13 protein-coding genes, 1 rRNA gene and 1 pseudogene are annotated in these 13,265 nt (G+C 64.9%); 3 read left to right on the forward strand and 12 right to left on the reverse strand.

The window, feature by feature from the left end; genetic code table 11:
- Window positions 1-99: ribosomal RNA gene (locus ACTIFJ_RS13175) — 16S ribosomal RNA — on the reverse strand; the annotation flags it as partial.
- Window positions 100-730: 631 nt separating this feature from the next.
- Complete coding sequence (locus ACTIFJ_RS13180; protein WP_439534576.1) at window positions 731-1,150, reverse strand: CBS domain-containing protein; 420 nt, start codon at window positions 1,148-1,150, stop codon at window positions 731-733.
- Window positions 1,151-1,241: 91 nt separating this feature from the next.
- Here ACTIFJ_RS13180 and ACTIFJ_RS13185 point away from each other — a divergent pair, with 91 nt between their 5' ends.
- A complete protein-coding gene (locus ACTIFJ_RS13185; protein ID WP_439534577.1) occupies window positions 1,242-1,553 on the forward strand; it encodes a hypothetical protein in 312 nt (103 codons plus the stop codon).
- 37 nt (window positions 1,554-1,590) lie between these two features.
- Here ACTIFJ_RS13185 and ACTIFJ_RS13190 read toward each other — a convergent pair whose 3' ends face one another.
- The 5 genes from ACTIFJ_RS13190 to ACTIFJ_RS13210 all read right to left on the reverse strand — a co-directional run bounded on the left by ACTIFJ_RS13190 (window position 1,591) and on the right by ACTIFJ_RS13210 (window position 6,773).
- Complete coding sequence (locus tag ACTIFJ_RS13190; protein WP_439534578.1) at window positions 1,591-2,517, reverse strand: DUF4167 domain-containing protein; 927 nt, start codon at window positions 2,515-2,517, stop codon at window positions 1,591-1,593.
- Between the two features lie 244 nt (window positions 2,518-2,761).
- The gene (locus ACTIFJ_RS13195) at window positions 2,762-3,490 is read right to left on the reverse strand and encodes a hypothetical protein (protein WP_439534579.1); all 729 of its coding nucleotides are present in this window, start codon (window positions 3,488-3,490) and stop codon (window positions 2,762-2,764) included.
- Entirely contained in the window at window positions 3,490-4,308 is an 819-nt protein-coding gene (locus tag ACTIFJ_RS13200) for an SDR family NAD(P)-dependent oxidoreductase (RefSeq protein ID WP_439534580.1), read from the reverse strand. The genes ACTIFJ_RS13195 and ACTIFJ_RS13200 overlap by 1 nt, the downstream gene beginning before the upstream one ends.
- 3 nt (window positions 4,309-4,311) lie before the next feature.
- Complete coding sequence (locus ACTIFJ_RS13205) at window positions 4,312-4,992, reverse strand: NnrU family protein (protein WP_439534581.1); 681 nt, start codon at window positions 4,990-4,992, stop codon at window positions 4,312-4,314.
- Complete coding sequence (locus ACTIFJ_RS13210; protein WP_439534582.1) at window positions 4,992-6,773, reverse strand: peptide MFS transporter; 1,782 nt, start codon at window positions 6,771-6,773, stop codon at window positions 4,992-4,994. The genes ACTIFJ_RS13205 and ACTIFJ_RS13210 overlap by 1 nt, the downstream gene beginning before the upstream one ends.
- A gap of 144 nt (window positions 6,774-6,917) precedes the next feature.
- On the opposite strand from ACTIFJ_RS13210, the gene ACTIFJ_RS13215 reads away from it, so the two are divergent.
- The gene (locus tag ACTIFJ_RS13215; protein WP_439534583.1) at window positions 6,918-7,508 is read left to right on the forward strand and encodes a nitroreductase family protein; all 591 of its coding nucleotides are present in this window, start codon (window positions 6,918-6,920) and stop codon (window positions 7,506-7,508) included.
- Here ACTIFJ_RS13215 and ACTIFJ_RS13220 read toward each other — a convergent pair.
- The 5 genes from ACTIFJ_RS13220 to ACTIFJ_RS13240 all read right to left on the reverse strand — a co-directional run bounded on the left by ACTIFJ_RS13220 (window position 7,480) and on the right by ACTIFJ_RS13240 (window position 12,304).
- Window positions 7,480-8,064 (reverse strand): hypothetical protein, encoded by a 585-nt coding sequence (locus tag ACTIFJ_RS13220; RefSeq protein ID WP_439534584.1) that lies wholly within the window; start codon window positions 8,062-8,064, stop codon window positions 7,480-7,482. The two genes, ACTIFJ_RS13215 and ACTIFJ_RS13220, sit on opposite strands and share 29 nt — an antisense overlap.
- A gap of 25 nt (window positions 8,065-8,089) precedes the next feature.
- Window positions 8,090-8,593 (reverse strand): CarD family transcriptional regulator, encoded by a 504-nt coding sequence (locus ACTIFJ_RS13225; protein WP_439534585.1) that lies wholly within the window; start codon window positions 8,591-8,593, stop codon window positions 8,090-8,092.
- A gap of 340 nt (window positions 8,594-8,933) precedes the next feature.
- The gene (gene fdxA, locus ACTIFJ_RS13230) at window positions 8,934-9,272 is read right to left on the reverse strand and encodes a ferredoxin FdxA (protein ID WP_439534586.1); all 339 of its coding nucleotides are present in this window, start codon (window positions 9,270-9,272) and stop codon (window positions 8,934-8,936) included.
- A gap of 77 nt (window positions 9,273-9,349) precedes the next feature.
- A complete protein-coding gene (locus ACTIFJ_RS13235; protein WP_439534587.1) occupies window positions 9,350-9,682 on the reverse strand; it encodes an RNA-binding S4 domain-containing protein in 333 nt (110 codons plus the stop codon).
- A 15-nt stretch (window positions 9,683-9,697) separates the two neighbouring features.
- The gene (locus ACTIFJ_RS13240; RefSeq protein ID WP_439534588.1) at window positions 9,698-12,304 is read right to left on the reverse strand and encodes a helicase-related protein; all 2,607 of its coding nucleotides are present in this window, start codon (window positions 12,302-12,304) and stop codon (window positions 9,698-9,700) included.
- Window positions 12,305-12,767: 463 nt separating this feature from the next.
- On the opposite strand from ACTIFJ_RS13240, the pseudogene ACTIFJ_RS13245 reads away from it, so the two are divergent.
- A pseudogene (locus ACTIFJ_RS13245) lies at window positions 12,768-13,265 on the forward strand (M23 family peptidase); the annotation flags it as partial.

Genomic DNA, 13,265 nt, shown 5'->3' on the forward strand with positions numbered 1-13,265 from the left:
CGCACCCGTGCGCCACTAACCCCGAAGGGTTCGTTCGACTTGCATGTGTTAGGCATGCCGCCAGCGTTCGTTCTGAGCCAGGATCAAACTCTCAAGTTCATGTCACAGCGATCACCGGGTGGAACCCCAGCAAACGCCGAATTTAGGAGCTTATCTGTCTGCACAACGTATCTGGCATACCGGCTCGAAAGCCGGCGTGCTTTAATGCGTTAATTAAGACATATAAGCGGAGGTTTAACCACGCTACCCGGACCCTAAAATGCCCGGGGCGTGGACCGCCGCCCACATGTCCCTTCATTCAACCTACGATGAGAAAGAGCGGCAACATTCTGGTACCCGACGAAGCCGGGCTCCAGATTGCTGCCATGTCCGAGGCGGCGTCGAACCGCTTGGGTCCGTTGCCGACGACGAGGAGGGCTTATGAGCCGTTCGGAGCACCTCGTCAACAACTTTTTTTCAGTATTTTTTGGCCGAAACCGCGAAATTCTGAACTTCCCGGCACCTGAGATTTGCTGGCTGACCTTGCGGCTCGCTGGCTGATCCCCGTTGTCTTGGCTGGCGTTTCATTGCTTGGCGCCGGCCGGGAGCGCTCCTTTATGGGTGGCCTCGAAGGGACGCAACCACAAAGTGACGGCTGGCGCGCTTTTTTCGTCACAGAAGCGTAATATGTCGTCCAACGTGCCACAAAGTTTCAATAAATTGCGCAGATCCGCGGTTTCCGTCCGAATCGTCAGCTGGCGATATAGTCCTTCATCGCCGCAGCTTCGGCCTCTGCCGCCTCGATCCGCTGCTTCACCAGGTCGCCGATGGAGACAAGGCCGACGATTCGGCCATCCTCCACCACGGGAAGGTGGCGGAATCGCCGATCAGTCATCACCGCCATCGCCGATGCGACGGAATCGCATGGTCGCGCCGTGACGACGGGCGCAGACATCACCGCACTCGCGGGGCGCTCGAGAATCGCCGAGCCATGGTCATGAAGCCCGGCACAGATGTCGCGCTCGCTGACCACGCCATAAATCTGCTCATCCTCAACAACGAGAACGGCGCCAATTCGATGCTGGTGAAGGAGCGCGACGATCTCGCGCACTGTCGTTGTCCGGATCACGGAGATAAGCGGCTTCTTGCCGTTCAGGATCTTGCCTATCATGGCCACCTCCCTCGACGATGAAACGTCAATATGTGGCACTTCTCTGCGCCATTGCGGTTATCATCTGCTGAATCAGTGACGAAGGCAAAATATGTCAGACGCGCCCCCCCGCCGCGCCCCGAGCTCGACATCCTCCACCGCCACGCTGCGCGCGGACGGCTGGCATCGGTTCCGACGATTATTGGCGTGGAGCGCAGGAATCGGGCTCGCGGCCGGGATTGGTGCGATTCTGTGGCTAATCGCCAACGGCACTCGCATGAGCCTGCATCTGGCGCTGGCGCTCGGCGGCGGCATCTTCCTGTCGCTGCTGCTGGCAGGGGCCCTGATGGGGCTGCTGTTCGTCTCGAACAGGATCGGGCACGATCAGGAAGCGCGCGATCAAAGCCTCGAAGATAATCAGTAAAGCGGACCGCCCCTTTCAAGGGGCGGTCCTCATCGAATCAAGCGACGACCTTGCGTGGACGACCCCGACGCTTGGGTGCCGGTGCCTCCTCGGCCCCGTCAGCCACTACGACCGCCTCTGCCGCTTCTGCAACATGGGTTTCCAGCGTAGGCTCAGACGGCGGCGCCTCTCGACGCGTGCGTGGCTTCACCCTGGCCGGGCCGGGCAGGCCCGGGATGGGGCCGTCCATCTCCTCGATCGACGCAAAACGGGGGGCGGGTTCGGGTCGACGCTCCGGCGCCCGCGATTCGGCCGGTGATGCTTCGACCGCACGCGGCTCCTCGTTGCGGCGCCGTTCATCCGGACGTCGCTCGTCGCGGTTCCAGTCGCGGCTGCGGGGCTGGTCACGATCGCGGTTCTGGTTCTGGTCCCGGTTGGCATCGCGCTGATACTCACGCGGCTGATCCCGCGCCTGTTCACGCGACGGTTCGCGGAACTGGTCACGCGACGGTTCGCGGGACTGTTCTCTTGGCTGCTCACGATTTTGGGGCTGCCGCGGGCGATCATTTCTCCAGTTGCGATCACCGTCGCGACGATCATCGCGCCCGTCATCGCGCCGGGGGGCGACATCGTCCTCATCGCCACCGTCGCCGTCGTCCTCGCCGTCATTGTCGGCGGGGTTGAAGCCGGCGCTGTCCTCTTCATCATAATCCCGGGGACGGCGGGTGGGCTCACCCTGCCGATCGCGATAATCGCCGAGCAGCCGATAATAATGCTCGGCATATTGCAGATAATATTCCGCAGTCACCCGGTCGCCTGCCTGCTGCGAATCGCGCGCGAGGCCACGGTATTTCTCGAGAAGCTGGCTGGCGTTGCCGCGCTGGCGATTATCGAGCCGGTTGCCGTAATTATTGCCGCCGGCAAGTTGCTGCGGGCGAGGACCGTTGCCGCCGCGGCGCCTCCGGTTCTGATTGTTCCTGATCAACTTCGCGTCCTCATGATGGACGGCGTGAGCCGTTATGCTGGCAATGGTTCGACCCTGGGTCACGCGTGCCTGAACTGCCGATCCGCTGCCGGATGCGGTTGCTCGATATGGTGCGTCTGAAGGGACGCCGCCTCGCACGTGATGCTTAACTGTCGAAAGGCAGCGGTCAAATCCCAAGCCACCTTCCCGTCATCTAGCCGCAATCGCTTCGCCTTCCAAGCGAAAAAAGTACCGTCCCTGCGGCTCAGCGGGTCAGCTCGACCAGCTCATACCATGTCTGCATATAGCCGCCGACACCGCCGCAGACGAAGATCGCATCATCGTCCGCGGTCACCCACATGTCATAGGCCGGGTGCTGGTTGCCCCCCATCGCGCCCTCGTCGACAAAGCGGAAATGACGGCAGGCAAAGCGACCGGCCGGAACCTCGCGCTCCGCCTCGCCGACATATTCGAGATGGATCTTCACCTGCGCCAGCATCGGCGGGGTGGCGCCCCGATGATCCGGCGACGGCAGCAACACGGTGAGCAGACGGCGGTGCGGCCCGCGTGCCAGGTCCATGATCCGCGTGATGAAGCCATCGGCGACGATCGGATGCGTGCCGAAACCGTCCAGCCCGGCGGGAATCGGCATCTGCTGCGACAACCGTCCGATCGTCGGGCCATGACTTTCGCACTCGACCATTCCTGTCTCATAGTCGAAGCGGACCCAACCGGAACCGAAATACGCGTCATCGAGACTGAGACGGACGTGACAGTCCATCGATCGTCCCTGGGCATCGAGCGAATAGAGGATGTCGCGCATCACCGTCGGCCGCGGTTCTTCGATCTCGCAATGCGCGCGAATAGTGACGGCGCCGTCGGCATGGTGGGTAAAGGCAAAATCCTCGAAGCCGCGCGGCTGGTCGAGCAATTCCGGCTTCTTGGACACATAGCTGAGGCGGCCGGTGATCCGGCGGTGAGTCATGGGGCTCATCAGTCTCTCTTTCTCGGTTCTCTGGGGGCGATGCCGACCATAAGGTCGAAAAGCTGTTCGGGGTCGGTGTTCTTCAGTGCGAGCGTCACCATCTCGGTGGCGTCCGGCCTGCCGACGGGGATTTCGCGACGGCCCCGGGTGATGCCGGCAATGATCATCTCAACCGCCTCTTCGACGGGCAGACCCTTGGCCTCGGCATCGGTCTGGCCAGGGCCCGCCGGCGTCCCGTCGGCGATGATTGCATTGGCACCAAGGTCGGTCCGGATGAATCCGGCGATCAGCACATGGACGGCAATGCCATATTGCGCGATCTCGGCGCGCAAAGCGTCCGACCAGCCGATCAGTGCATGCTTGGCCGCACAATAGCCGGCGCGTGTGGGAGACCCGAACTTGCCGGCGACCGAGGCATTGTTGATGATCGCACCACGCCGCCGTGCCACCATGTGCGGGAGCACCAGCCGGGTTAGTTGTACCGGGGCAAAGAAATCCACCTCCATCAACTGCCGATAAACGGCCATGTCGGTATCCAGCGCAAGGCCGCGCTGGGCGACACCGGCATTGTTGCACAGCATGTCGAGCGTTCCCACCCTCGCCAGGGCCTCGGCCGCCACTTCGGGCAGCGCGGCCGCATCGGCAACATCAAAGGCCAGCGTCTCGGCACCTCCACAGGACTCGGCGGTTTCCACCAGTGCATCGACATTACGCCCGGACAGCAGCAGGTGCGCGCCCTCTCGGGCAAAGCCCAGGGCCAGCGCCCGGCCGATGCCCGAGGACGCGCCGGTGATCCAGATCGACTGGCCCTTGAAGCGCCCGTCCATGCGTCAGCCGCGCCAGGGCTGCACGCCGATGAGGATCGGATGGGCCCAGAGCATCGCCCCCCAGAGGACCGCGCCGCCGACCAGCGCCACCGGTCCCGGCCAGGCCGACGACCAGGGAGCGCGGCCGCTGAACTGCCGCGCGAAGGGAAGATAGCTGGTGTGCGCGACATGGGTGGCATAGGCCGGGCTGGCAAGCATCTTCTTGCGGTCCTGCATCGCCGAGCCGAACAGCGCCAGCACCAAGACACCCCCGGCCAGCACTAGCGTGCGCGGATCCGCCGACATCGCCATATGCACCAACGCCCACAGCGCGAAGGCCCACATCATCGGATGCCGGGTGATCCCCTGGACACCGCGGATGCCGGTGGCCCCCGGCATGCCGCCGCCCATCAGCGCCGGGTTCGGCGTCGTCATCGAGCCGACGAACAGCACGAATGCCAGCAGCATCACCGCCATCGCCACGCCGTAAGCCCAGCCGGGCATCTCCCAGAGCCGCTCGGGCGGCACCGCCTTCCAGATCTCCACCGCCCAGAACAAGGAGCCCAGCGCCACCAGCGCATAGACGCCAAGAAAGCCTTTCTCGCCGATCGCCTTCGCCAGCGGCGCCCGCAGCGGATGCGACAGCAGCTCATGCCCGCCCACGAAAAGCGACACAGCAACGACCAGCAGTGCCAGGTCCGACATCAATTCACTCCGTGCATCCACCGCTTGAGCAGCGGCGACAGCGCGAGCAGGAACAACCCGATCCCTACCGCGACCCAGCCAATGGTGGTGAACACGCCCACATAGGTATCGAGGCTGAGCTTCAGATTGGTGACCGAGCCGCCCACGGTCTCGACACTGGCGATCTGCGCTACCACGCCGCCAACATATTGGGCCATGGCAGAGGCAAGGAAGAACACCCCCATCATCATCGCCACCACCCGCGCCATCGCCAACTTGGTGACCATCGACAGGCCGACCGGCGACAGGCAGAGCTCGCCCAGCGTATGGATCAGGTACAGGCCGGCAATCCAGCCGAGGCCGACCTTGTAGTCCGGCCCGGCAAAGCGGGTGCCGAAGACCAGGAACAGGAAGCCGGCGCCGACCAGCAGCAGCGCGATGGCGAACTTGACCGGGGTCGACGGTTCCAGCCCCCGCCGTCCGAGCGCGATCCACAGCATCGAGAACAGCGGCGCGATGATGACGATAAACAGCGGATTGAAAATCTGCACCTGGCCGGCCGGCATCAGATAGCCGCCGATCTCCCGATCGGTGTTGCGGTCGGCGAACAGCGTCAGCGACGACCCTGCCTGCTCGAAGAGCGTCCAGAACACGACGGTGAACACGATCAGGATCGTTGCCACCACCATCTTGTGGAATTCCTCACGGGTGCCCTTCAGCCAGGCCCAGACCGGAATGCCGATCACCGATGCCCCGAACACCAGGAACAGCAACCGGCCAAGCAGCGGCAGCGACTGGAGATAGGCGAGGATGCCGGCGCCGCTGCGAGCGGCGGCAGCGGCGGCTTCGGCGTTGGCCATTGAATTGTCGAGCAGGAACCAGAACAAGGGGATGGTGGCCAGCGCGGCGACCACCACCAGCTTGCCGGTGCGCGCCGCAACGCCATCCGGCATTTCGCCATAGCCATTGAGCCGCCCGCCATCGAACTGGAACAGCGCCCAGGCAATGAACATACCCGCCGCCGCCAACCCGAAGCCGGCCCACCAGCCGAACCACACCGCCAGCAAGGGCGCAAAGAAGGTACTGATCAGCGAGCCGAGATTGATCCCCATGTAGAAGATGGTGAAGCCGGCATCGCGGCGGACATCGGTCGGGCTGTAGAGTGCCCCGACGATCGCCGAAATATTTGGCTTGAACAGGCCGTTGCCGACCACCACCAGGCTCAGTGACATCAGCATCAGGGTCACGAACAGCGGGTTACGCTCACCCCCGGCCTCAAAGGCGCCGGCCGCCAGCCTGATCCGCTCGGCTCCGCCGGCATCGACCAGCGCCACGCTGCCATCGGGCTGGCCATCGATCTCAAGCCGCAACCCGTCGGCGCCGATGAACTGCCGGCGAATGTCGCCATCAGCCTCGACAGTGACATCGTAACGATTGCCCTCGAAGGCGAAATAGGGCGTGGCGGCGGATCCATTGAAGCACAGGCCGAGATAGCCAAGCGCCATCAGCAGCGCGCCGAGCTTCACCGCACGCTTGTTGCCGAGATAGCGGTCCGCCAGCAGGCCGCCGAACAAGGGCGTCAGATAGACGAGGCTGGTGAAGGCGCCATAGAGGCCGGCGGTTGTGGTGTCCGAAAACAGGAAATGGTCGGCGAGGTAGAGCGTCAGCAGCGCCCGCATGCCATAATAGCCGAACCGCTCCCACATTTCGGTGGTGAACAACCGGGCGAGCTGGGCGGGATGGCCGAACCACTGGGGCCGCGGGTCGGCGAGAGCGGATGTGCTGGCTGCGCTGTCGGTCAAAATAGGTCCCCGGCCAATCGCGCCTCACAGACCACATGCCATGGCACTGAGCAAGTGCGACATCAGCCCCCCTGCCCTGCCTGTCGTGCCGGGGTGAGGCATGGGGCGGTTTCCTTTCACCGCCTTCCTGCCTAAATAGCGTTGATGATCTTCAACGACACCGCCACCGCCGCCAGCCTTCTCGCCACGCGTCGCTCGGGCAAGGCCCGCGACCTGGTCGCGCCCGGCCCGGATGCCCCCACCCTGGCCGCGATCCTCGCCGCGGCGATCCGGGTTCCCGATCACGGCAAGCTGGCGCCCTGGCGCTTCATCGTCATCGGCGCCGACCAGCGTGAAGCGCTGGGCGCCATGCTGGAGAACGCTTATCGCGCCGAAAAGCCCGGCGCTTCGCGGATGGAGATCGAGGCGATGCACAGCTTTGCCCGGCAGGCGCCAACGCTGATCGTGCTGATGTCCCGTCCGTATCCGGAGAGCCATATTCCACTCTGGGAACAGCAACTGTCGGTCGGCGCCGCCGGCATGCAGTTGCTCAATGCCGCCCATGCCCATGGCTTCGTCGGTAATTGGCTGACCGGCTGGGCCAGCTTTTCCCCTGCCGTCACCGCCGCTCTCGGCGAGCCCGGCGAGCGCATTGCCGGCTTCTTCTTCATCGGCACGGCAACGAAGCCGCTCGATGAGCGGCCCCGACCCGAACCAGCGGCCGTCATCAGGCTGTGGGCACCGCCGACCGGCTGACACGCCGGGCTTCGAAATCGAAGATCTTCAATTCGATGACGAAGAAGCACATCACCCAGAGCATCGCATCCCAGAAATCGAGCCACTCACCCTGGAAGCCCCAGGTCAGCGCAATAACAATAATGCCAAGATAGAGCGCGCCCTTGCCGAGGGACCGCAGCCGCCACGCCGTGGTGCCGTATCGCCCCGACCAGTGCAGGTCGTAAGCAATGGCTGCTGCTACGAGCAACCACAGGCTGGCATTGGCGAAATTCAGCCATTCGGCTTCGAACCCATAGGCTGCCCAGGAAAAACCTGCCAATGCATATCCGAGCGTTTCAAGACCGCGCGGTGCCCGCCGCCGCCACGGGCCGCCGACGACCGCCATCGCTAGTCCCCGGCTTTCCCATTCGAACGCCGCCAGGATCATCAGCCAGCCGCTCTGCTCGACCACTTCGCGCCAGGTGCCAAAGACATACAGCAGGCCGGCATCGAAGAGCAGCAGGCCATAAACCAGCGCCTTGAAGACAAGAAAAACCCGCCCGCCGGACAGGCCGGCGGGCGGGGCTTCGATCATCGATGTTGCGGGCCTGGCCAAATGGTCAGGCGGCCTTGAGAACCTGCTCGATCTTCAGCTGGGCGGCCGGCTCATCGATATTCTCCATCGCGGCCAGCTCCCGAGCCAGACGGCCGATCGCGGCCTCATAGATTTGGCGCTCGGAATAGCTCTGCTCGGGCTGGTCCTCGGCACGATGCAGATCACGGACCACTTCGGCGATTGACACAAGGTCGCCCGAGTTGATCTTGGCCTCATATTCCTGCGCGCGGCGGGACCACATGGTCCGCTTGATCCGCGGACGACCCTTCAGCGTGGTCAGTGCTTCGCTGAGCGTCGCCTGGCTGGACAGCTTGCGCATGCCAACGCTCTCCGCCTTGTTGGTCGGAACACGAAGCGTCATCCGCTCCTTTTCGAAGCGCAGGACGAAGAGTTCGAGGACAGAGCCGGCGATTTCGGAGCGCTGAAGCTCGACGACGCGGCCCACACCATGCTTGGGATAAACGACATAATCACCGACTTCAAAGCCGAGCGGCTTGGCAATCGCCATGGATGTCCGTTCCTTTCTCAGCCCGGCGGTCGCGATCCGAACAAGCCAGTCTCACCAAACCCTGAGGCTCGCTGTGTGACAGTGCAGGTCGACAATGCGTGTCCGCGTACGGGCGTTCTTGCTTCTATACTTTACCTCTGATCTCGCTGACCGGGCCCAAAGGCTCGATTGCGGGACCGGCGACCTGCGACGGCATGATCCATCACGCGTTCTTCATAGCAGCAAAACTGCCATAATTCCACTCATTGATGGGATTTGAACCGCAAGTGGAGCAAAACACAGCAAAAATGCGCCAAAACCGAAAGGTTTTGGCGCATTTTTGAACCCGATTTGACCCGAATCAGTTGCCGCTGCCGGCCTTTTCCGAGAAATATTTGTCGTACTTGCCCTCTTCGCCCTTGTGGGTGTCGGCATCGTCCGGCGTATCGCCCTTCATGGTGATGTTCGGCCACTGCGCCGAGAAGGCCGCGTTCAGCTCCATCCACTTCTCGATGCCACCCTCGGTGTCGGGCAGAATCGCCTCGGCCGGGCATTCCGGCTCGCAGACGCCGCAATCGATGCATTCGTTCGGGTTGATCACCACCATGTTCTCGCCCTCGTAGAAGCAATCGACGGGGCAGACCTCCACGCAGTCCATATACTTGCACTTGATGCATGCTTCGGTGACGACATAAGCCATTGTGAGCTTCCCCTTGGAGCCGCAGCCCTCCCACGACCGCCGGGCCCAGCCCCGGACAGCTATCATTTGATGCGCTGCTAGAACGCCGCCACGGTTCGCGTCAATGCCCCTTGGCACGGTACCACCGAAGACAGGCCCATGTCGGCACCCAGATCGGTGTACATGTGGCAGGCTTCGACATAGGGACCGCGCCGCTCGGCCAGCCCCTCGACCCGTACAGCGACAATCCGGTCGTGCAGGGGAAAACTCAGCACTTGGCCCGAGCGGACCTGCGCCGAGGCGCGCTCGACGACGCGGCCATCGATCCGCAATCGTCGGCTTTCACACAGCGCCTTGGCTTCCGATCGGGATTTCGCAAGCCGCGAAAACCACAACCATTTATCGAGCCGGAGCGCTGCACCATGAACCAATGAGAGCCTGCCTTTCTATCCCTTGCGTCGGCGCGAGACCGGCACGTCTGCGAGTGCGCCAAAACGAAAATCGGCCAGAACGTTGAACGGAGAGGGCGCGCGCGGCCTGGCCTCCTGCGCCGCGCCCCGGTCATTTGCCTCGCGTCGAACGCCGCGCCAGGCAAAATGCTGTGTCCCGTCCACAAGTTGTGGCCGGTAGCCGAGCGCGCGCAATAGTCGCGCCAGCCCGTCATGGCCGAGCCCCAGCGAGGCGGCCCAGTTGGGATCGGGAATGAACGGCGCTCGCCCGGCCCGACGGTCGTGGATGGCCCGCGCCAGCCGGTCGACCATGTCGATCCGCACGGCCTGCCCGCCCACACGCCAGAAGCCAGCCGTCTCGACAAAGCCGGCTGGCCACGCCTCGTCGATGGCCAGGCTCACACGCCCCGGCGGCGGCAATGGCGGCAGCAACTCAATTCCATTCCAGACCGCCCAAAGCGCAAGGCGCCAGCGGGTCGGCTCCGGCCGCAGCAACCGGGGAATGAAGACATGCGAAACGCCCAGCCGCACCCCGGCGCTGGCGAGCGCCTGGCGGTCGGAACGGCCCAGTGCCCCCAACTGGTCCTCGGCCGGACCGCGCGGCAGCACGCCCAGCGTCTCGACCAGCCGCACCGCGAGGCCCCGCGCCGCCGGCGACAGGCTGGCAGCGGCATCGGTCGCCGCTAGGCCGGCAAGCGGCCCGAGCACATGGGTCAGCGTGGCCTCCAGCCACGCCGCCAGCCGCGCCAGCACCCGCGCGCGGTCGGCCACGGCCAGTCCGGCAAGGGCGCGATCGAGCTGGATGCGCGGATCGAGCGCGTTGCGTCCGCGCCGCAGCGTCGCCACCCGGGCGCCGGCCCATTGCAGCCGTGGCGGCAGCTCGCCGTCGAACTCGAGCGCAAAGTCCTCGTCCGGCGCCTCGGCCAGAGCCGCGGCACGGGCGGCCAGCGCCTTGACCAGATGGCGCTCGGCTGCGGCAAGCAGCAGGCGCTGCTCGCCCGCCCGCGCCAACGGGTCGGCGGTGAAACGGAAGCCATCGAGCCGGCCGATCACCTCGCCCTCCACGGCCACCGCGCCGTCGGCATCGATCTCCACCCGCTGCTCGCCGCCGCGCGCCTTCAGGTCCTTGAGCAACACGGCCGTCCGCCGGTCGACGAAGCGTTGGGTCAGCGCCAGGTGCAGCGCATCGGATAGCCGCGATTCGACGTCGCGGGTCCGCTCGGCCCAGCGCTGTGGCTCGGCCAGCCAGTCGGGCCGATGGGCGATATAGGTCCAGGTGCGCGCAGCCGCAATCCGGTCAGCAATGGTCTCGACATCGCCCCCTGCCCTGTCGAGGTGCGCCAGCTCGCTGGCGATCCAGGCGTCTGGCAGCCGTCCATCACCTTCCGAAAGGTGGCGGAAGATGCGGGCCACCAGGCGGCCGTGCTGCTCGGGGCCGGTTTTGCGATAGTCCGGCAGGCCGCAGGCAGCCCACAACCGCGCTACTCCGCGCGGGCCGCGGGCGCGCTCCATAACCCAGGGTTCGCCGGCCAATGTCTTGAGCACGGCTAGGTCGATGGCGTCATCACTGCGGATAAGCTCGGGACGCGGCGGCCGCTGATCCATCGAGCCGATCAGCCGGGGCAGCGAGCCGAAATCGAGCGCGGTATTGCGCCAAACCAGATGGCCGAGCGGATCGAAACGATGCGCCTCCAGATCCTCGATCTCCTCTGGCGTGAAGCTGGCGGCCTCGCTGGTGCCGAGCTGGACCGTGCCGAAGCTGCCGTCCTTCTGGTAGCGACCGGCGCGGCCGGCGATCTGTGCCATCTCGGAAAGTGTCAGCCGCCGGTGGCGGCGGCCATCGAACTTCGACAGTGAGGCGAAGGCAACATGGGCGATATCCATGTTCAGCCCCATGCCAATGGCATCGGTCGCGACCAGATAGTCCACCTCGCCGGACTGGTACATCGCAACCTGGGCATTGCGAGTCGACGGGCTGAGACTGCCCATCACCACCGCCGCACCGCCTTTCTGGCGGCGCAACATCTCGGCCAGCGCATAGACTTCGGCGCGGGTGAAGGCGACAATCGCCGAGCGTCGCGGCAATCGCGACAGCTTCTTCGCCCCGGCATAGGAGAGGGTAGAGAAGCGGGGGCGATTGATGATCTCGGCCTCGGGCACCAGCTTGCGGATCAGCGGCCGCAGCGTCTCGGAGCCGAGGATCATCGTCTCGGCATAGCCCCGACAATGCAGTAACCGGTCGGTGAAGACATGGCCGCGTTCGGGATCGGCGCCGAGCTGGGCCTCGTCGATGGCGACGAACGCCACCTCCCGGTCCAGCGGCATCGCCTCGATGGTGCAGAGGAACCAGCGCGCACCCTCCGGCACGATCTTCTCCTCGCCGGTAATCAGCGCCACTTCCTTCGGGCCCTTGAGCGCCACCACCCGGTCATAGACCTCACGCGCCAACAGCCGCAGCGGGAAGCCGATCATGCCGCTGACATGACCGCAGAGCCGCTCGACGGCGAGATGGGTCTTGCCGGTATTGGTGGGGCCGAGCACGGCGGTGACCTGGCCTCCGCCAGACGGGCGGGAGAGCGTCGAGGAAGGGGCGCTCCTGATCACTTGCTCAATCTGGCGAGCCGTCGAGGCTGGCGCAAGGCCAACCGGGCCAGCAACGCCGGGCAATGAAGCGACAGAAACGCACAGGGAAAGGAACCGGGGGAAGACCTGAGGGGCAGATGGCAGCCTGGTGGCGCATCACATCCTTTGTGGTACGTTCGACGCCCGCAATGTTTCACACTCGCTCGCGGCGTGCAAGTGACCGTTCAATGTCCATCGACTCACCGCATAAAAATGCAGGCGAATCGTTGCGCCATTGACACAGCGAATCACTTGGCCGAGGGATTCCATGAGCTTGGCACGTGAGCCTGATGATTGGGCCGGGGGGTCGCTTTTGTATCAACCGCAGCTGAACGGCGCTGGCGCCCAGGCAGCAGCCCCCGTCTCTGGTGCATTGCCATCGTTGCGCGGCGAGGCCGTACCCGCCCTACGGCCGCTATCGTGGCCTGGCATACCGGTTGGCCGCATGCGTATCCGCCAATGGCGGCAGGCGGCGGCAGGCCTGGCGATCGGAACAGACCTTGCCACCGACCTCGGCGCCGGTATCGGCACGCCGAGCTGGTGGGCCGGGCTGATTGCCTGCTTCGGTCTTTGCGGGACGGCATTGACCCTCGGCACGATGGTGCCGCCGCTTCCGGAATCCACCCGCGGGCCAACGACGCCCAGCCAGCGCGAAGCCTTGCAGCCGCAATTTATCGCCCCGTTGGCGCTCGGCGGCCGTACCGGGGCGGTGACGCGTCCGGACCCGGCGCGCGTGGTGCCGCTGGCGGAAATCCCCGAGCGGCCGCGGATCGAAGTATCGGCCCGGCTGGGGCGGGGCCGGGGCTTCGCCGAAACGCTGCGCCGCGCGGGTGTCAGTGCGGACGAGGTTCGGGCAGTCGAGGCGCTGGTTCGCCCGGCCGTCAATCCAGCCAGCATCACAGCCGGCACGGAGCTCGACATCGTGCTTGGGCGACGCGAGACC

The sequence above is a fragment of the Polymorphobacter sp. genome, assembly GCF_051860865.1.
Classification (GTDB): Bacteria; Pseudomonadota; Alphaproteobacteria; order Sphingomonadales; family Sphingomonadaceae; genus Sandarakinorhabdus.